This window comes from Stenotrophomonas sp. PS02298 (genome assembly GCF_029959445.1).
Taxonomy (GTDB): domain Bacteria; phylum Pseudomonadota; class Gammaproteobacteria; order Xanthomonadales; family Xanthomonadaceae; genus Stenotrophomonas.
On record NZ_JASCOR010000002.1, the window covers coordinates 1 to 15,767 of the forward strand.

The following is a 15,767-nucleotide window of genomic DNA, read 5'->3' on the forward strand; positions in this document are numbered from 1 at the left end:
CGGCCCGGGGGGTGGCGGGGGGGGGGGCGTGGGGGGGGGGGGCCCCGCGGGGGGGGGGGCCCGCCACCTGAGCGTCACTGTTCACCCGCCTGTCAGGAGCAATGCGATGCCCCGCGCGATAAGCCAAGGCCTGGAGCACGACCTCGCCGAGCAGCTCTCGGCGCTGGACACCCGCTTCCTGCTCGCGATCCACCACGGTGATGTCGACGTACAGGCTGTGGCCCGCCGGCTGCTAGCCGAAAGGGGTATCGACGGAACGGGCCGATGGGTGGGCTTCGCGCCCGCCGCAGAGGCGCTGCGGATATAGCGATGCGGGAGCGGGTCGGTGGGCTTGCAGTCGGCGAGACCACCTGTCGCTACCGCTCTCATGTGCGGTCGCAGCAGTGCTTTGCGCAAGATTCTGGGCCGAAAGATGGCGGCTGAGTCTGCCCAAGGGAGGGGCGAATTTTACGTGCGAATTTACGTGGGGCAGCAAAAAGGGCCGCTTTCGCGACCCTAAGTGTTTGAATCTATGGCGCCCGAAGTTGGACTCGAACCAACGACCCCCTGATTAACAGTCAAGTGCTCTAACCGGCTGAGCTATTCGGGCGGGGAGGCGCATTCTACTTAGCCCTGAAGATTGTTGCAACACCTTTTGGCTATTTTGTGCATCTGTCGACATTGCCGCCGCGCTGGCTGCGCGCGCGGCCTGCGTTGTTGACTATCACTTTGCTGAGCAGGCTGCCATCGCTGCCGCAGATGGATAGCGTGAGGTTTGAGCCGCTGCTGCGGCCGTCAGGGAGATACCGGATACGGGTTCTGCCGGCCGTGCTGAATAGTTGCAGGCCGGAAACCGGTGGCGGTTCGGCGCGGATGATGTCCGTCGGTGCGTCGGGGCGGCCATTGCCGTCGCGATCAAGAAACATCAGCCAGTCCTTCGACCAGTCGGTGCCATTGCTGCACTGAGCACCATTGCGGGACGGGCAGAGCACGGTTGCAGTGCGTCGGCTCACTGCTGTTGTCCTGGCGAGGTAGAGCTGTGCCATCACGGCGTTGCTGGCGGCGATTGCGCGATTGCGCTCGATCATGGATGCAAACTGTGGGACCGCCACCCCGGCAAGCGTTGCGGCCACACAGATGCAGACGAGCAGTTCGACCATGCTGACGCCGTATTGGCGCGCAATTGGATGGCGCCTGCGGTCTGGGTGGGAGGCTGGCATGGGCCGGGTATCGGGGTTGGGAGCAGTGATGCTCGCCAAAGCCTTGCGGTGGCGGTGTCGCTGGAGCGGGTGGCTGAACATGGGGTTAGCCCTTGCCGCGCCGTCGTCTCGGGGCTGGCTATACTGAGTGGTCCACGCAGGTCCTACTCGCCATGTCCGACAGCTTCCAGCTCGTATCGCCGTATTCGCCCGCCGGCGACCAGCCGGCCGCCATCGAAAAGCTGGTGGCCAATTTCGAGGCCGGCATCGCCAAGCAGACCCTGCTGGGTGTGACCGGCTCCGGCAAGACCTACACCATTGCCAATGTGGTGCAGCAGGTGCAGCGCCCGACCCTGGTGATGGCGCCGAACAAGACATTGGCGGCACAGTTGTACGGCGAGTTCAAGGCGTTCTTCCCGAACAACGCGGTGGAGTACTTCGTCAGCTATTACGATTACTACCAGCCCGAGGCCTATGTGCCGTCGTCGGACACCTTCATCGAAAAGGACAGCTCGATCAACGAGCACATCGAGCAGATGCGCCTGGCCGCGACCAAGACCTTGCTGTCGCGGCCGGATGCGATCGTGGTGGCGACGGTATCGGCCATCTATGGCCTCGGTGCGCCGGAGGACTATCTGTCGCTGCGCCTGATCCTGTCCAAGGGCGAGCGCATCGATCAGCGCGACCTGATCAAGCATCTGACCCAGCTGCAATACACCCGCAACGAGTACGAGCTGCAGCGCGGCACCTTCCGGGTGCGCGGCGAGGTGATCGATGTGTTCCCGGCCGAGCTGGACAGCGAGGCGCTGCGTATCGAGTTGTTCGATGGTGACATCGAGCAGTTGAGCATGTTCGATCCGCTCACCGGCGAAAGCCTGCGCAAGATGCAGCGCTACACCATCTATCCAAAGACCCACTATGCGACCACGCGGGAGCGTGTGCTGGCGGCAGTCGAGACCATCAAGGTCGAGCTGAAGGAGCGGCTGGAGCAGTTGTACGCACAGAACAAGCTGGTCGAAGCGCAGCGCCTGGCGCAGCGCACCCAGTACGATCTGGAAATGATGGCCGAGGTTGGATACTGCAACGGCATCGAGAATTACTCGCGGCACCTCACCGGCAAGGCGGCTGGCGATCCGCCGCCGACCCTGTTCGATTACCTGCCGCCTGACGCGTTGCTGGTCATCGACGAGTCGCACGTGACCATTCCGCAGATTGGTGCCATGTACAAGGGTGACCGTTCGCGCAAGGAAACCCTGGTCGAATTCGGTTTCCGCCTGCCTTCAGCGCTGGACAATCGGCCGCTCCGTTTTGAAGAGTGGGAGGCCCGTTCGCCGCGTGCCATCTATGTGTCGGCGACGCCGGGTCCGTACGAGCTGCGCGAGTCGGGCGATGACATCACCGAGCTGGTGGTGCGTCCGACCGGCCTGATCGATCCGCAGGTGGAGATCCGCCCGGTTGGCACCCAGGTCGATGACCTGATGTCGCAGGCGACTGAGCGCATCAAGATGGGCGACCGCGTGCTGGTTACCACGCTGACCAAGCGCATGGCCGAGAACCTCACCGAGTACCTGGGTGAACACGGCATCCGCGTGCGCTACCTGCACTCGGACGTGGATACGGTCGAACGCGTGGAAATCATCCGCGATCTGCGCCTGGGCAAGTTCGACGTGCTGGTCGGCATCAACCTCCTGCGCGAAGGCCTGGATATGCCCGAGGTGTCGCTGGTCGCGATCCTCGATGCCGACAAGGAAGGCTTCCTGCGTTCAACCGGCTCGCTGATCCAGACCATCGGTCGTGCGGCGCGCAATGTGCGCGGCAAGGCGATCCTGTACGCCGACAAGATCACCCGCTCGATGCAGGCGGCGATCGACGAGACCGACCGTCGTCGGCGGAAGCAGGTGGAGTACAACGAGGCGCACGGCATCGTGCCGCAGTCGGTGATGCGGCCCATCGTCGACATCCTGGAAGGGGCGCATGAGGAAAGCTCGCCCAAGTCCAGTGCGAAGGGCAAGGGCCGGCGCGTGGCTGAGCCCGAGGCGGATTACCTGCCGCTGGAGCCGGCCAAGCTGGCTGCACGCCTCAAGGAGCTGGAGCAGACCATGTACCAGCACGCCCGTGACCTGGAGTTCGAGGATGCCGCACGTATACGCGACCAGATCCATCGCCTGAAGGAGGCGAATCTGGGCTGAGCCGGCCGGGTGTGAAATATTTCCAGAAAACGGTTGTTCTTCGTGAAGAGCAGGGTTAAGATACGCGCCCTCGCAACGCTTAATTGTTGTTGAGAAGGGCGGTTAGCTCAGCGGTAGAGCACTACCTTGACATGGTAGGGGTCACAGGTTCGAACCCTGTACCGCCCACCACCTTAAACCTCGGTGTATCAGGGGTTTCGGTGGAAGTAATGTCTGAAGGGCCAGTTTGCAGTGGCATCGCACTGGCATCAGCTGGCATCGGCAGTTCTGCCGGTGCCGAAACGGCCACTGTCATCGCACTGGCATCGCGCATCCTCGGCACCTCTGCCGACAACTCCAACATCCAGTCATCCAGCGCGCGTTTGGCCCCGGCCAGATACTCAGGGTCGAACTTGGCGTAGTTCTCGGTCGTGGGCGAGCTCTCGCCCTTCTTGTGGCCCATCTGGCCCGAGACGTCCCAGCCTTTCACCCCGCGGCGCCGCAGCTCGGTACCGACCGTGTGGCGTATCACCTTGGGTACGAACCATGCGGGAAGCCCGGCGCTTTGGCGCAGCTTGCGCCAGGTCGTGCGCACGCTTTCGATTTGTTCGCCATGCCAGTTCACGTAGTGACTGGCCCGGGGCAGCTTCCCCAGGTAGGCGGCGAGGAAGTCGGTCAGGGGCACGATCGGGCGGAACTTCTTGGTCTGGGTGCGACCGGCAGGATTGAGGTTGATCAGGCCCATGTGGGTGTCGACCTGGAATGGCTGCAGGTCCAACGTGGCGTCCCCGCGGCAGCCCGTGTTGAGTCGGATCATGCAGTAGGTAAAGACGTGGTCGGGCATATCCTGATTGAGGAACCGCACCAGCTGCTCCCGCTTCGCGTAGTGCGGGTATCCGGCGCCGATAGCGGGCAGTCGGACAAACGGCACCCGAGTGATCTCCTGGTCCTCCCAAGCAAGGTTCAGGGCTGCCTTGCCGACGCCAAGCACGCGCCGGGCATACGACTCAGTCCAGCCTTTGTTGACGATCATCCACTTCAAGAACGCGCGCTGGCGCGGCGGGAGGAGGGTGTCGACGGTGTCTTGGCCAAAGAACTCGGCCCACACGTCGCTGGCGCGCTTGGCGGTCTCTGCGCTAGCGAGGTGCTGCCCGTGACGCAGGTAGTAACGTTCCACCACGTCGGCGATGCCGGCGTCCGCCGGGGGCGTGTCACGCACTTGCGCGTACTCAAGAATCAGCCTTCTGGCAGCTTGCTTTGCCTGCTCAAGATCTGCGCAGCGTGTAGAGCGCCGGACCGGCCGCCCGTTCTCGCGCCATTCGAGGTAGAGGAGCGGGGTCCCGTCGCGGCGCACGATGGCGTATTCGTCCGTAATTCGGTAGGCGATCCGGTCGGTGTCACCGGTCCGTTCAGATTTTGCGTCAACAGCCATTCGAGGTCTTCCAAGGTGTATTTCGGGGTGCCGCACAGGTCGCGCCATCGAATCTGGCCGGCCTTGCGCAGCCGCTGCAGCGTCCTCACCGATACACCGAGCCAGGCCGCCACCTGATCCTCGGAATAGAGGGTGGGCAGGGGGCTTGGCGATGCCAGTTGGGTAGGGGGCGCGGTCAGCACGTTGGCGCCCCCCTCTGCCCTCGGCAACCCTCGAGATTGCGCAACGCTCATCGCAGGCCTGCCCTCCGGAGATCACGGACCAGTCGTGTGGCCAGCTGGTGGCCGATCTTGCGGGCAACCACTTCGGCTGGTGCGTTACGCAAGGCAGCCGAGGAAATGGCGTATGCCACTTCCCCGCCAGCTAAGCGCACCAGGAAGTGCATGTAGTGTGTCGGGTCTGCGCTGTCGACGACGGTTTCGTAGGTCATCGCGCGCACTTCGATAGCGTCATCCGCAGGGCCAGGCAGGCGGGCCCGGTCCAACTCGTAGAGGCGCCAGATCTCTGCGCCGAGCATCTGCGGTGGAAGCCCCATGAAGTGTGGGCCCAGAACCTCGCGGACGTCTGCCAACTGCCAGCGATAGGTGTTTGCCTCAGACCGCGTGCTGGAGGCTTGTTGCTGCAGTTCTTCGGCCCGAGCTTCAAGCTCGGCAGCGTGGGCACGAGCCCGGCGACGCTGGTTCCTGCCATAACGTCGGCTCATCGACTCGTCTCCTGCGGGCTGTTCATGATGGTCTGCAGGATGCGGCAGCCTTCAGCATCCAGTGCCCGCCAGAGCTGGTGCCAGAACCCGTACAAGTCGCCGTTGAACAGGTCAATTTGCTTGTCGCAAGCGATCCACCTGGAGTGCGCGTAGGCCATGTAGTCCAGCACACGTTCGAGCTGTGCCCGTCGTTGATCAACCCGCATCCTTCACCCCCTGCGGGCGGGCGGCGAGTTCTCGTGTGTAGACCTCCACGACAGTGATCCCAAGCTCTTTGGAAAGATCGGTTGAGTTGGCCTCCATCACATGTCGGGCCGATGCGGGGCAGAAGTAGCTACCGTTCGGTCCAGTGATTACCCAGCCATAGACCGGAACCTCCAGCGCGGTAGCCGAACCGTCACAGTTCTGGCGTACACCGGAGGCATGCTCCAGTGCATCCGCTGCCACGAGACGTTCACCGGCTTCACCGAGGTTGAGCCCGCTATCGACAGCTTCGGGATGCACTTCATGTGCCCTGAGTGTGGCAGGCGGAACAACCTGCGAACTGTCGGCCACGACGGCGACACGCTGCTGATCGAGCAGGTTCTCCCCACGGAGGACTGAGCCAAGCTCACGGATGTGCTTGTTGATCAGCATGGCGTCGACTGGGTAAGCCTTCGCGGCCCGCTGCTCCCACTGTTCCAGGAGCGCGAGAATGCGACCCACCTCTGGCGCGGCGTGTTGGGCGGCGTGCGCCAGTGCTGACTCGATGGCCGCGACCGTCGCGCTGTCGTTCCAGATGGCATCGTTGGCCCGCAAGCTCCGGGCAGCTTCCACCGATCCGACGCGCTCGTATTCCTCCGCCAGCAACTCCCTGGCGCGCTGCCGGTCATCCATGGGACACCCCATATTCGCGGCCAGTGATGTATGCCAGACAATCGACCGGACGTCGGCCGGTCTTGATGCCCTGCCACGATCTCCAAACGTCGGCAACAGAGCTGCAACACAGGCCCATGCCTAACGCTCGATGATCCAGTTGGATGCCTTTTAAGTCGGATGCGATTGCCCCGAAATGGTTCACATATTCCGGGTTCCACTGTTCAAGAATTGCCGCGGCTTCCTCAATCAAACAGGCGAAGCTCAGGCAGTCGGTGGGGCGTACCAATGCTTGGTCGAAGGTCATTGCGTGTGCGGCTCGCAAACTGAACGGGATGCTTTCGTCCTTGGCCAGCGCCCAGAGCTCGCCACCTGCGGACCCCCAGTTCCTACCGCCCAAATAGCGGTCAGAGAGATACGTCCAGATCACTGGCCCAGTGCCGTAACCATTCCGGTACTCAGCAACAGGGACAGCCTTCGTTTTGAACACAGCACAAAGTGCAGAAGTGCTCACTGGGACACCTCCCACGGGACCAGCGTTTGATCGCCGCGGACATAGAGCGGGTGGCGTGGCGCGCCGTGCTTTGTGGTGCCCAAGCACCATAGGCGGGCACCAGCAGCTCGGAGGATCAGGGCGACATCCGATGCCCTGGCCGCTGCAAATGGTAGGGCGCCCCAGGCGCACACAACGTCCATGTGCTCGGCCGCCAGCCTGCGCAGCCAAGCGTCGTTATCAGGCCCGATTGGGGCCGTATGCCGCTGCAGCGCCGATGGATCCGTGGCGCGTAGGGCAAAGAGGTTGGCCACGGTCAGGCCTGCGCATCCCCAGGACCGGGCGAAGCCCCTGCAGCGGCGGATGGTTGGATCGTCCTGCGTGGCGTCTGCCGTGCTCGGGTTGAGCATGAGGAACAGCGCCGTTCCGCGATCTGGGTGCACGACCTCTGATGTCCTGGTCAGGACGTAGCGATAAGCGCCACAGGGGCTGATGACTGCGCTTTCAGACATTGTCGGCGGCCTCGATGATCGTGCGGGCCTGCTCAGGCGTTGCCACCTCAAAGTGCGGATGGGCTTTTCCGTCCTCGGTGACCACCTCGAGCTCATGGAGCTGAAACAGGCCACCCAGAGTCCAGTTGCAGGGAGCGCCATCCGGTTTCGTCCGCGCGCTGCCGGCGCCGGTGAACCGACCGATGCAGGAGAAGCCGAGGTACCTTTCGACGGAATCAAAGTCCACGCCAGCACCGGCAGCGATGAGGCTACGAGCTGACTGCACCGTCGCGCACCGTGGGCAGATGAAGGCGATGTCTTCGCGATCAACCTTTTGAGCGGCGATCGCTGCGCGGAATTCGGAAACGGTCAGGGTTTTCAACTCGATACCTCCTGTTGATAGTCTTCCCACGCCTGCTGCACGCGCTCGAACTGCTCGCGATTGCCGCCGTTGTCGGGGTGGTGCTTGGAGCGCAGTCGCCGGTAGCTCCCCTGTGGGTCGAGCGGATCGAGGACGGTCGACCACCGCTCGCGCGCTGACGAAGGCAGGGCAGCAAAACCGGTGAAAGCCCGCTCGAGGATCTCGGCACCGCCGTGGCGCTCGATTGCGCGCATGGCTTCCAGCGTGGCGGCCACGGCAGCGAGGTTGTCGGCTACCCGGTCGTAGCGGTCGATTGCCATGCACCGCGGCGGATTCCCGCGGCTGTAGCGGTCGGACCAGTAGACGGCGACGCCGGGGTCAGATGGCTCGCGCTGGTTGGATCGCGGCCAGCCGTCAAGGCGCAGCTCGAGGTTGGTGCTCACGACCAGGTCGTCGTCGTGGATGCCCATCATCTTCAGCTGGGTGCGCACCCTCTCGATGGCCTGAGCGATCGTGAGTTCGGCCTTGGTGTTCCAGCTGCCCTGGTTGCTTCGCACGCGCTTGCCGAACTTGGCGCTGGAACGGGCGCCGCCTGCCGTACGTCGCCAGCCGACCGGCCAAGCGAGAGGAAATGCTGGAATGGACATCAATCCTCTCCGGCGATGCTGTTCGTGGCATCAATTGCATAGCGGAGCGCTGCGCGGACGTCATCTGTGGCGTGCTCGTGAACCACGCGCCGTCCGCTTGGAGCAGACATGTCTTCCTCGATGACTCGCCAGCCCACGTCTGCGTCGCCCAGGCCGGTCGGCAGATCCACTGGAGCCAGCTTCCAGTGGTTGCGCTGGACGGCGTCTAGCAGCGCCGTATCGGCGCTGGCGGCGGGCTGCCCTGGCAGCGGTGAATCGAAGTGGAGCGAGTTCTTGGTTTCCTGCTTTGCGCGGATCTTCGCCATCACCTCGGGTTGGGTGATGCGCACCAGCTCGGTGTCGCCGGCGGCGTGCATGTCCAAGCCTGCCACCCAGCAGTAGCCGGCGAGGGTGACCATGACGCCGCCAACTTCCTGCGCGGGTTGCCCCACGGGCCGGTTGAACACGTAGTCGACCAGTGTGGCCACACGGGACGGGTCGTAGCCGTGCGCCTGTAGCAGCTCCAACACCTCCTCCAGCAGTCGATCACCACGCTCCGTCATGTTGCTGTAGAGGGAAGGGACGAAGCATTGCGCCATCCAGTCGGAAACGCCTTCCTGGAATGTCTGGACCTCTGGCGGCACGGCCAGGTAGACGGGTTCGACGCGCCAGCCGAGCTCGGCCAGACGGTCCTGATAGGAACCGGAATAGCCTTGGGCGCATGCCTTGGCCATCACCGCACGGGCGATCTCGTCCGAGCTACCTGAGTAGCCACAGGCGACGGTACCGAACTCTTCGGTGTCGGCGACAACCACGTGGGTGATCGGCTTGATCGAGCTGGCCAGGCGGCTCCACATGGCGACCTCAGTCTCCATGGCCGGCCTGCAGCTATCGTTGGCGAACACGACGACGTCGATGCCGGTGCGGCGCTCGATGGTGAAGTCGAGGGAGGATAGGGCGGTCATTGAGCCGCTCCTGCCAGTTGCTGCAGTTGCTGCAGATGCCACATGGCTTCGCGGATCAGCGGTACAGGGCGCTGGTCGGGGTTTGAAGTGAGGTCTTCCAATGCGTTCGACAGGTGAGCGAGTGCCTTTTTGGCGTGTACGCTGGCATCGCTGCGGACTACAACGGCGATTGTTTCGCTGCGCTGGTGCAGGAACATGCAGAAATTCGCCACGTCGCGCGGATCGCCTTTCTCGACGTGATCGCGCAGCATGTCTGAAAGCCGTTGTTGCATGCCGGGCTCGTCCTCATTCCAGCCGCTACGACCCTTGGCGCGGGCCTCGGCCAGCTTTGCTTTCATCGCAGCTGCGAAGGCGTCCACGGCCAGGTTATCCGGATGCAGGTCGCCCTTGGAGCCGGCGTCGGTCGTTGCAAGCGGGCGAACGAAGACGGCGGCAGGGCCGTCCTCGGTGTCGTGGACCATCACAAGGCGCCAGTGGTCGCCTGCCGGCGCGGCGGGCTTCCAGTTGGCCAGCCAAGCGCAAGCGTCGGGCTCATCTGCAACATGGTCTTCGTCCGGGTATTCGCCGTCGACCACGGCGAACGCGAAGCCCTGCGCCCTTACCAGCGGATCAAGGGCGCGCTCTTCGTCTTCCGGGTTCGGCCACTGCGGCAGATCCGGATGGATCGCGCTCCAGTCCTTGACGCCATCCAGCTTGGGCATCAGCTCTGGGGCGTACAGGCCGCGCCACGGGTCGGCCGGGTCGATCCCCGGCGCTGCGGCGGGCCAGTCCAAGCCCAGGTAACGCGCGATCGCATAGGCGACTTCCAGCCGGCCATCTTCGTCAGGGGCTGCGTTGCCGACGATTCGGTCGGCAAGACCGTGCATAACCGCGTGCTCGTCGATCTGAGCGGCAGCGAATGCTGCGTCCTTGGCAGTCACTGGGTCGATTTCCTCGCCCGGAGCGAAGAAGGGCCCCGAAATGCGCACGGTCTTGTGGAAGTGTTCGGGATCCAGTCGCCCGTCAATCTCCATGGACCAGACGCCATCGGCGTTGACCACCAATGGAACCGTGAAGCCCGGGCGCGCGCTGTCGCTGGCCAAGTAGATGCCCTGGCGCTGCAGCATGGTGCGCACCTCGGGCGGCAGCACGTCGATGACCTCGGCCTGGCCAATAAGGATGGGGTTGCGGGGGGTAGACATCAGCGGGCTCCAGGAAGGGCGGGGGTGCGCGGCGGCGGATCCACTGCGACGGTGGTGCGGCCGACTTCGTCGAAGAGCTCGATTGCATCCAGCTCGATCTTCACTGCGGCGATGTAGGTGTTGGCGACCTGCGAGGTCGCTTTGGCGCGTTCGATGGTCAGGGCCATCTTTTCGGCTGGCGCGGTCTCATCACCAAGCGCCTCAAGCATCGCGACCAGGTGGTCGCGGACGTCACTGACTTTGTTCTTCATCGCGCTGCTCCTTCGTGCGCTGGTTGATCTTTCGGGTGATGCGGGCCTTGAGCAGCACGAGCTCGGCCAGCTCCTTCGGGTAGCGGGTGTGGAAGCTGTTGCGACGCATGTTCTCGGCGAGCGAGATCTGCTCCAGTCGGTCAGCGGTGATTTCGGTGGCCACGAAGGACTTCAGCCCAGGCTTGAACACCACGATGTGCCCGTCGGCCACTGGACCGTGGGCGGCTTCCCAGACCATCACGTGTACGGGGCGCCAGCGTTTGACCGAAAAGATGGATGGGTCGTCCGTGATCTTGCGCATCAGCACCCTGCGTCTCGGGCAGATCTTCTCGGTACCGATCGCCACATAGTTGCGGGCCTCATGGGCTGGCCGTCCCTTCTTGAACTGGGTCTCCCTCATTCGGCCGGCGTGCCAACCTGGGCGACGCAACCCCTTGTTGGGCGGGACCTGCCCGGGCTGGAAGCGCGCAGCGATACTCTCCGGCGCGCACGTCCCATTCCACAGATGCGCAAGGGGGTGCGCGTCGAAATCTTCGGACTTTCTGAGCCCAAGCACCTCGGCACGGCGATACACGGCCGACCGCGGCCGGCCCAGCACATGTGCGATCAGGAACGCTGGGAAGTGGGGATAGTTGAGGCGCAAGGTCTCGTCCTCGTCCTCAGTCCACGGAGCGCGAAACTTCATTGCGCCTCCAAGCGAACTCGGGAGCATCGTCGAGCAGCCAGACATGGCGCACGTTGGCCACGTCTACCAGGTCGCGCGCTGCAGGAAAGATCTCCACAGCCCAGCGGTCCCCGTAGCCGGCTTGGGCTTTGAGGTTCTGGATCTCGTCCCAGGTGATTCCATCTGCCCAGCGGCCGTTGCCCAACATGCGCACGCGATTGATGGACAAACGCGGCGGCGCGCCATTTTCGACGTACTGCTGCACCAGAAAGTCGCGGTTGCGCCAGACCCGCTCAGGCGGCCGCTGCAGGCCGACCATGGCCGTTGGCCACAGGTGCATTGGTACTTCGACCAATGCCTCCGGAAGCCCTCGGTGTTTGGCGGCCAATGCCCGTCGCTCGGCTCGATTGAATCTGCGCTCAGTCATGCCTGCTCGGCCTCCCGGCGGCTGGCTAGCTCTTCAGGCGTGAGCAGCTCCTCGCGGGCAACATTTACAGCGCGCGGCGCCGTGATTCCGATGCGCACCTGGTTGCCCTTGATGCCAAGGACGGTGACGGCGACGTTGTCGCCGATGTGCATTACTTCGCCTTCGCGGCGGGTGAGAACGAGCATTGGTGTCTCCTGTTTCCATGGAGCCCGGCCGTGGGGGCGCGGCCGGGACGGGGTGATCAGTGGTTGCGGTTGAAGGGCACAAGCCCGTTGGAGCGGTTGAGCGTTCCGGCGGCAATCTGCCGGCAGCGGCGCTGGCGTTCGCGATTGCCACCGCCATTCGGGGCCCAGCGAATCAGCCAGCGCCGGCGATCAGTGAGGAAGCCGCTCCAGCGTTCGGAGCGAGCGACCCGGCGGGCCTTCTTGATTTCAGGCTTCGGGGCCGGCTGCGGCGGACGGATCGGCTGGTTGCCTGCGAGCTTGGTGCCCAAGGCAAGTGCGACGCCGAGCAGAAGGCGAGGGCGGTGGAACATGCGTGGATCTCCTACGGCGCCAATGCGCTGGTGGTGGGGGTAGGCGTGAGGTCGACGGACCGGTGCTTCGAATACGTAGGACCCTCGACAAGTGGAATGCCCGCCCAGGTCATGGCGCATGCCTCGACGTAGGCCGGCTTCACGCGCTTGCCGCGGACACCTTCGGCCTTGCGTCGTTCGTTCTCGGCGCGGGCCACTGCGCGAGCGTCTGCACGAATGCGCGCGTTGATGCTGCGGAGCAGGTAGGTGAAGTCCGCAGGACTGAGGCTGATCCGCTCGGGACACTTGCCGGCCAGTCGGAAGTAGTCGGCAAGTTCTTTCACGCGGCCGCGCAGCACCTCGAACTTCTGCTGCTTGCCGGTCGGGGAAACTGGGCGTTCGGGCTCAGCGCGTAAGCAGATCGTCGTGGTTGCGGCAGCACCCGGCTCGGGCAGATCCAGCGGTTCGTACCTGAGAAACGTTGCGGCTGCCTTGATGGCGTTCTGCCAGGCGTCGACCTGCTTCCCGTCGGCGTCGTACAGCGCCAGCAGACCGCCTTGACCGGTCTTCCGGACGGATCCGCCGCCGCGGATGATGGTGACCACGTCGGACATCTTGGTGAGCTTCATGGTCAGCCCCCCGCCTTCGAGATCTTGAAGACGCGCTCCAACAGCAGGAACAGGCGGCGGATCTCACCGCTCTGCAGTGCGAAGCGGGCGTCCAGCTCCGCGCGGCGGCTGTCCTCCTCGACCTGGTCCAGCTTGTCGAGCGCACCGTCCAGGAACTTCAGCTTGCGAACGACCATGTCCTCGCCGAGCACGAACGACAGGTTGTCTTCGAGCACCAGCGCCAAGCGGGTGACCTGCTTGCCGGCGTCCAGATGCTTGTCGATCTCGTCGCAGCGCAGTTCCTGGTACTGGCACTTCACGACCGCGCCGCCCTGCGCCGGATCCTGCAGCTGGCACTCTTCGCCCAGGCTCAGGCCATCGGGCAGCGACTCGCCAGCAATCCAGTTGGTCAGGATCGAGCGTGGTGCCACTTCGGCATTGAGCGGCATCGCCGGGAAGGTGCCCAACATGCCGCGGATGTCGCTCATCACGTTCTCGCCAGTCTTGCGGCTGGACGTGTCGACGACGGCATAGCCGAGCTGGAGGTCCAGCAGCACGTCGGTGCGGCCACTGGTGGTCAGCGCGCGCGGCAGCAGCTCGTGCAGCAAGTCATCCTTCAGACGCTTGCGTTCGCGTCCGCCGGGCTTGCGACCCTCGTTCTGTTCGATCTGCTCCAGCTTCCGGCCCAGAGCGTCGTTCACCGCCGTGTTGGGCAGGATCTTCGACTCGGTACCGACGGTCAGCCACAGCGCATCGCCGATGCGGTGCGAGAGGATCTCTTTCTCTTCGCGGCCGAAGGGGGAGATGAAGCCGCGGGACACCATCTCGAGCGCACCAACTGGCTTCAGCTGGACCTGCGGCAACAGCGTGGCGATCACCGAGAAGTCGGCCGACGCCGGGAAGCGGAACATGGTCAGGTTGCGGAAGAACATGAAGCGTCTCCAGGTGACTCGGAAGTGATGGACGTGCCGGCGGGCAGTTCGGTCATGCCCCAGGCGTAGATGGCATCTGCGGCTGCGCCGTCCTCCTCCTCGGCCAGCACCTCATGAGGGCGGGCAATGCCCGGCGCGTAGACGAAGAACAGCTTCATGAGCGCCCCAATGCGGCGACCATGCGGCTGATCAGCTTCAGGTTCGGGCGCTTGCCGTCCTTCCATGCCGCACGTAGCGAGGCTCCGATCTGCTCGCGAAGTGCCAGCTGGCGGTGCGGATAAGCCACCGACGCGGCGTAGTAGCGCTTCATCCGCTCCTCGGCGGTGCGCTCCCGCGAGTTCCGGAACACAACGGCGTTCAACCCGTACTTCAGACACCCAATCTCTTGATTCACTGGAGGGGCTCCATGCGAGGAGGCTGAGCAGCAGCACCGGCAGGACCGCGGCGATGCAGGCACCAGCCAAAGTGCTGAGCAATGCTCGGCAGGCGATCAGGCACACGGCGGGCAGCTGGCATCCGACGCCAGGCCTTCCGGCGTGTGGTGCTTCCAGTGGTGGAAGTCGGCGCCTTCGTAGCCGCAGTGGCTGCAGTGGCTGCAGATGCCGTCTTCAGTGAACTGGTGCTCGAGCGGTACCGGCTTAGCGATCTCTGGCAGCAGATTGCGGCCGAAAATGGCCTCGAACTGAGCGTCGACGCCGGACAGAGAAGGCGCGCTCATGGGGCGACACCTCGGCCCTGCAGGCCTTCGAGCCACGTCTGAGCCCTGGCCATAGCCTCAGCGGACACGGTCACGAAGGCATGCCCGAGCCAGATCCCACAATCCTCCGCGTCATCGCCATGTTGGAACTGCGGCGTTTCTGGCGCGTCTGCGAGCGCGGTAATTACCGGCGCGTACCCCGACCAGAGCGACATGCTCCACCACTTGCGGTCGCCCAGCGCGTTGAGGCTGAGGATCAGCCGTAGCGTGCTCTGGTCCACCTGAAGCGGTATTTCCAGCGATGGACGTTCGCTTGGGCGTTCGGTCCGGCACTTAGCAGGCGCGCTCATGCCTCACCGCCCGTGGTCAGCCGATAGCCCACCTTCCAGACGACCAGGATCTTGTGCTCAGCACCGGCATCGGCAAGCTTCTTGCGCAGGCGGCTGACGATGACCTGCAGCGAGTTGGACTTCGGAGGATCGGCAACGCCATACAGCGCCGCGTGCAGAATCGCCTGGGTAACGAACTGGCCAAGGTCTGCGCTGAGCTTCTCGTAGACCTTGTACTCGGCGACCGTGAGCCAAACGATCTTGCCAGCAGCACCACCCACCACCAGCGCGCGCTGCTCGGTCATCAGCTCGACCGTAGGGGCGCTCACGGGCGCACCTCTACGAAGGCCAGGTCATAGATGACGCATTGCGCCCGGGCTGCCGCAGGGGGTACGGCTTCCGGTGGGGAGTCCGGCACGATCGACAGGGGGATGATCGTGTTGGCCCGGGCGCAAGCGTCGGGGGAAACGGAGTAGTCACCGCTCATGACAGCGTCGACGGCGTCGAGCGCCAGCTGCCAGCGGGGCCATGAGAAATCCTTGGCCATGAGGGCGGTGAGCCGCGCGCTGCAGTCGGGCACTGCGCCGCCGTCGCGAAAGCGGTTGAGGGCGGTGTTGGCCACGGTGGTGCGCAGGCCCCAATCGTTGGCGTCGGCCAAGTCGTACACCGCCACCGCGGCGCAGATGCGCGGATGGGTGATCACCAGCTTCGCCGGCACGTGAGGTGCGCGGGTTGCTTCAGCCGATAGACGCGGAACGGTGGCCGGGGTGGGTTGCGGCGCAGCCCAGATGCCGGCAATGGCCGCGGCGCCAGCGCCGAGGGCGAGGTAAAGCGAGGAAGACAGAAGCGTCATGCGATAGCCATCCCTGTGGAATGGCTATCAGTAAACCGA

26 protein-coding genes and 2 tRNA genes are annotated in these 15,767 nt (G+C 64.3%); 4 read left to right on the plus strand and 24 right to left on the minus strand.

The genetic code is table 11. From position 1 onward, the window contains the following. Positions 1-106 precede the first annotated feature (106 nt). Positions 107-307 (plus strand): hypothetical protein, encoded by a 201-nt coding sequence (locus tag QMX78_RS00395; RefSeq protein WP_282265500.1) that lies wholly within the window; start codon positions 107-109, stop codon positions 305-307. A gap of 205 nt (positions 308-512) precedes the next feature. On the opposite strand, the gene QMX78_RS00400 is transcribed toward QMX78_RS00395, so the two are convergent. Continuing rightward, a tRNA-Asn gene (locus QMX78_RS00400) sits at positions 513-589 on the minus strand. Between the two features lie 49 nt (positions 590-638). Continuing rightward, positions 639-1,139, minus strand: coding sequence for a GspH/FimT family pseudopilin (locus QMX78_RS00405; protein ID WP_282265502.1), 501 nt, complete (start codon positions 1,137-1,139; stop codon positions 639-641). 212 nt (positions 1,140-1,351) lie between these two features. On the opposite strand from QMX78_RS00405, the gene uvrB reads away from it, so the two are divergent. The 3 genes from uvrB (at position 1,352) to QMX78_RS00420 (ending at position 4,895) form a co-directional block, all read left to right on the plus strand. Continuing rightward, positions 1,352-3,367, plus strand: coding sequence for an excinuclease ABC subunit UvrB (gene uvrB / locus QMX78_RS00410; protein ID WP_282265504.1), 2,016 nt, complete (start codon positions 1,352-1,354; stop codon positions 3,365-3,367). 96 nt (positions 3,368-3,463) lie between these two features. Then, a tRNA-Val gene (locus tag QMX78_RS00415) sits at positions 3,464-3,538 on the plus strand. A 421-nt stretch (positions 3,539-3,959) separates the two neighbouring features. Further along, a complete protein-coding gene (locus QMX78_RS00420) occupies positions 3,960-4,895 on the plus strand; it encodes a hypothetical protein (protein WP_282265506.1) in 936 nt (311 codons plus the stop codon). Between the two features lie 112 nt (positions 4,896-5,007). On the opposite strand, the gene QMX78_RS00425 is transcribed toward QMX78_RS00420, so the two are convergent. The 22 genes from QMX78_RS00425 to QMX78_RS00530 form a co-directional block, all read right to left on the minus strand. Continuing rightward, the gene (locus tag QMX78_RS00425; RefSeq protein ID WP_282265507.1) at positions 5,008-5,481 is read right to left on the minus strand and encodes a hypothetical protein; all 474 of its coding nucleotides are present in this window, start codon (positions 5,479-5,481) and stop codon (positions 5,008-5,010) included. After that, a complete protein-coding gene (locus QMX78_RS00430) occupies positions 5,478-5,687 on the minus strand; it encodes a hypothetical protein (RefSeq protein WP_282265509.1) in 210 nt (69 codons plus the stop codon). Before QMX78_RS00430 ends, QMX78_RS00425 begins: the two co-directional genes overlap by 4 nt. Beyond that, on the minus strand, positions 5,677-6,357 hold the full coding sequence (locus QMX78_RS00435; protein WP_282265512.1) for a hypothetical protein: 681 nt from the start codon (positions 6,355-6,357) through the stop codon (positions 5,677-5,679). Before QMX78_RS00435 ends, QMX78_RS00430 begins: the two co-directional genes overlap by 11 nt. Further along, the gene (locus QMX78_RS00440; protein ID WP_282265515.1) at positions 6,350-6,850 is read right to left on the minus strand and encodes a hypothetical protein; all 501 of its coding nucleotides are present in this window, start codon (positions 6,848-6,850) and stop codon (positions 6,350-6,352) included. Before QMX78_RS00440 ends, QMX78_RS00435 begins: the two co-directional genes overlap by 8 nt. After that, a complete protein-coding gene (locus tag QMX78_RS00445; protein ID WP_343239136.1) occupies positions 6,847-7,437 on the minus strand; it encodes a DUF1643 domain-containing protein in 591 nt (196 codons plus the stop codon). The genes QMX78_RS00440 and QMX78_RS00445 overlap by 4 nt, the downstream gene beginning before the upstream one ends. Further along, complete coding sequence (locus QMX78_RS00450; RefSeq protein WP_282265519.1) at positions 7,334-7,702, minus strand: VVA0879 family protein; 369 nt, start codon at positions 7,700-7,702, stop codon at positions 7,334-7,336. Before QMX78_RS00450 ends, QMX78_RS00445 begins: the two co-directional genes overlap by 104 nt. Further along, on the minus strand, positions 7,699-8,328 hold the full coding sequence (locus QMX78_RS00455; protein ID WP_282265521.1) for a J domain-containing protein: 630 nt from the start codon (positions 8,326-8,328) through the stop codon (positions 7,699-7,701). The genes QMX78_RS00450 and QMX78_RS00455 overlap by 4 nt, the downstream gene beginning before the upstream one ends. Continuing rightward, positions 8,328-9,272, minus strand: coding sequence for a hypothetical protein (locus QMX78_RS00460; RefSeq protein ID WP_282265523.1), 945 nt, complete (start codon positions 9,270-9,272; stop codon positions 8,328-8,330). The genes QMX78_RS00455 and QMX78_RS00460 overlap by 1 nt, the downstream gene beginning before the upstream one ends. Then, a complete protein-coding gene (locus tag QMX78_RS00465; protein WP_282265524.1) occupies positions 9,269-10,453 on the minus strand; it encodes a hypothetical protein in 1,185 nt (394 codons plus the stop codon). The genes QMX78_RS00460 and QMX78_RS00465 overlap by 4 nt, the downstream gene beginning before the upstream one ends. After that, positions 10,453-10,704 carry a hypothetical protein gene (locus tag QMX78_RS00470; protein WP_282265526.1) on the minus strand — a complete coding sequence of 84 codons (252 nt, stop codon included), beginning with the start codon at positions 10,702-10,704 and terminating at the stop codon, positions 10,453-10,455. The genes QMX78_RS00465 and QMX78_RS00470 overlap by 1 nt, the downstream gene beginning before the upstream one ends. Beyond that, positions 10,685-11,389: an HNH endonuclease gene (locus tag QMX78_RS00475; RefSeq protein ID WP_282265527.1), complete on the minus strand. Its 705-nt coding sequence runs from the start codon at positions 11,387-11,389 to the stop codon at positions 10,685-10,687. Before QMX78_RS00475 ends, QMX78_RS00470 begins: the two co-directional genes overlap by 20 nt. Then, positions 11,364-11,795, minus strand: coding sequence for a hypothetical protein (locus QMX78_RS00480; protein WP_282265529.1), 432 nt, complete (start codon positions 11,793-11,795; stop codon positions 11,364-11,366). Before QMX78_RS00480 ends, QMX78_RS00475 begins: the two co-directional genes overlap by 26 nt. Beyond that, positions 11,792-11,980 carry a carbon storage regulator CsrA gene (gene csrA / locus QMX78_RS00485; RefSeq protein ID WP_282265531.1) on the minus strand — a complete coding sequence of 63 codons (189 nt, stop codon included), beginning with the start codon at positions 11,978-11,980 and terminating at the stop codon, positions 11,792-11,794. Before csrA ends, QMX78_RS00480 begins: the two co-directional genes overlap by 4 nt. Before the next feature lie 56 nt (positions 11,981-12,036). Further along, positions 12,037-12,330, minus strand: a complete 294-nt coding sequence (locus tag QMX78_RS00490; protein WP_282265533.1) for a hypothetical protein — start codon at positions 12,328-12,330, stop codon at positions 12,037-12,039. Between the two features lie 11 nt (positions 12,331-12,341). Beyond that, positions 12,342-12,938, minus strand: a complete 597-nt coding sequence (locus QMX78_RS00495; RefSeq protein WP_282265535.1) for a hypothetical protein — start codon at positions 12,936-12,938, stop codon at positions 12,342-12,344. 2 nt (positions 12,939-12,940) lie between these two features. Then, a complete protein-coding gene (locus tag QMX78_RS00500) occupies positions 12,941-13,849 on the minus strand; it encodes a recombination-associated protein RdgC (RefSeq protein ID WP_282265536.1) in 909 nt (302 codons plus the stop codon). Beyond that, positions 13,831-14,007: a hypothetical protein gene (locus QMX78_RS00505; protein WP_282265538.1), complete on the minus strand. Its 177-nt coding sequence runs from the start codon at positions 14,005-14,007 to the stop codon at positions 13,831-13,833. The genes QMX78_RS00500 and QMX78_RS00505 overlap by 19 nt, the downstream gene beginning before the upstream one ends. Then, positions 14,004-14,243 (minus strand): hypothetical protein, encoded by a 240-nt coding sequence (locus tag QMX78_RS00510; protein WP_282265540.1) that lies wholly within the window; start codon positions 14,241-14,243, stop codon positions 14,004-14,006. Before QMX78_RS00510 ends, QMX78_RS00505 begins: the two co-directional genes overlap by 4 nt. A 96-nt stretch (positions 14,244-14,339) precedes the next feature. After that, entirely contained in the window at positions 14,340-14,567 is a 228-nt protein-coding gene (locus QMX78_RS00515; RefSeq protein ID WP_282265542.1) for a hypothetical protein, read from the minus strand. Then, positions 14,564-14,896, minus strand: a complete 333-nt coding sequence (locus tag QMX78_RS00520) for a hypothetical protein (protein WP_282265544.1) — start codon at positions 14,894-14,896, stop codon at positions 14,564-14,566. Before QMX78_RS00520 ends, QMX78_RS00515 begins: the two co-directional genes overlap by 4 nt. After that, entirely contained in the window at positions 14,893-15,204 is a 312-nt protein-coding gene (locus tag QMX78_RS00525) for a helix-turn-helix domain-containing protein (RefSeq protein WP_282265546.1), read from the minus strand. Before QMX78_RS00525 ends, QMX78_RS00520 begins: the two co-directional genes overlap by 4 nt. Then, positions 15,201-15,728, minus strand: coding sequence for a hypothetical protein (locus QMX78_RS00530; protein ID WP_282265549.1), 528 nt, complete (start codon positions 15,726-15,728; stop codon positions 15,201-15,203). Before QMX78_RS00530 ends, QMX78_RS00525 begins: the two co-directional genes overlap by 4 nt. Positions 15,729-15,767 lie beyond the last annotated feature (39 nt).

Excerpts from the sequence above, each read along its gene's own strand:
- QMX78_RS00530 (WP_282265549.1), bottom strand. The coding sequence starts at position 15,728 with ATGACGCTTCTGTCTTCCTCGCTTTACCTCGCCCTCGGCGCTGGCGCC.
- QMX78_RS00425 (WP_282265507.1), bottom strand. The coding sequence starts at position 5,481 with ATGAGCCGACGTTATGGCAGGAACCAGCGTCGCCGGGCTCGTGCCCAC.
- QMX78_RS00455 (WP_282265521.1), bottom strand. The coding sequence starts at position 8,328 with ATGTCCATTCCAGCATTTCCTCTCGCTTGGCCGGTCGGCTGGCGACGT.
- uvrB (WP_282265504.1), top strand. The coding sequence starts at position 1,352 with ATGTCCGACAGCTTCCAGCTCGTATCGCCGTATTCGCCCGCCGGCGAC.
- QMX78_RS00445 (WP_343239136.1), bottom strand. The coding sequence starts at position 7,437 with ATGAGCTCGAGGTGGTCACCGAGGACGGAAAAGCCCATCCGCACTTTG.
- QMX78_RS00520 (WP_282265544.1), bottom strand. The coding sequence starts at position 14,896 with ATGAGCGCGCCTGCTAAGTGCCGGACCGAACGCCCAAGCGAACGTCCA.
- QMX78_RS00505 (WP_282265538.1), bottom strand. The coding sequence starts at position 14,007 with ATGAAGCTGTTCTTCGTCTACGCGCCGGGCATTGCCCGCCCTCATGAG.
- csrA (WP_282265531.1), bottom strand. The coding sequence starts at position 11,980 with ATGCTCGTTCTCACCCGCCGCGAAGGCGAAGTAATGCACATCGGCGAC.
- QMX78_RS00435 (WP_282265512.1), bottom strand. The coding sequence starts at position 6,357 with ATGGATGACCGGCAGCGCGCCAGGGAGTTGCTGGCGGAGGAATACGAG.
- QMX78_RS00480 (WP_282265529.1), bottom strand. The coding sequence starts at position 11,795 with ATGACTGAGCGCAGATTCAATCGAGCCGAGCGACGGGCATTGGCCGCC.
- QMX78_RS00515 (WP_282265542.1), bottom strand. The coding sequence starts at position 14,567 with ATGAGCGCGCCTTCTCTGTCCGGCGTCGACGCTCAGTTCGAGGCCATT.
- QMX78_RS00490 (WP_282265533.1), bottom strand. The coding sequence starts at position 12,330 with ATGTTCCACCGCCCTCGCCTTCTGCTCGGCGTCGCACTTGCCTTGGGC.
- QMX78_RS00470 (WP_282265526.1), bottom strand. The coding sequence starts at position 10,704 with ATGAAGAACAAAGTCAGTGACGTCCGCGACCACCTGGTCGCGATGCTT.
- QMX78_RS00420 (WP_282265506.1), top strand. The coding sequence starts at position 3,960 with ATGCCAGTTCACGTAGTGACTGGCCCGGGGCAGCTTCCCCAGGTAGGC.
- QMX78_RS00430 (WP_282265509.1), bottom strand. The coding sequence starts at position 5,687 with ATGCGGGTTGATCAACGACGGGCACAGCTCGAACGTGTGCTGGACTAC.
- QMX78_RS00465 (WP_282265524.1), bottom strand. The coding sequence starts at position 10,453 with ATGTCTACCCCCCGCAACCCCATCCTTATTGGCCAGGCCGAGGTCATC.
- QMX78_RS00475 (WP_282265527.1), bottom strand. The coding sequence starts at position 11,389 with ATGAAGTTTCGCGCTCCGTGGACTGAGGACGAGGACGAGACCTTGCGC.
- QMX78_RS00495 (WP_282265535.1), bottom strand. The coding sequence starts at position 12,938 with ATGAAGCTCACCAAGATGTCCGACGTGGTCACCATCATCCGCGGCGGC.
- QMX78_RS00460 (WP_282265523.1), bottom strand. The coding sequence starts at position 9,272 with ATGACCGCCCTATCCTCCCTCGACTTCACCATCGAGCGCCGCACCGGC.
- QMX78_RS00405 (WP_282265502.1), bottom strand. The coding sequence starts at position 1,139 with ATGGTCGAACTGCTCGTCTGCATCTGTGTGGCCGCAACGCTTGCCGGG.
- QMX78_RS00395 (WP_282265500.1), top strand. The coding sequence starts at position 107 with ATGCCCCGCGCGATAAGCCAAGGCCTGGAGCACGACCTCGCCGAGCAG.
- QMX78_RS00500 (WP_282265536.1), bottom strand. The coding sequence starts at position 13,849 with ATGTTCTTCCGCAACCTGACCATGTTCCGCTTCCCGGCGTCGGCCGAC.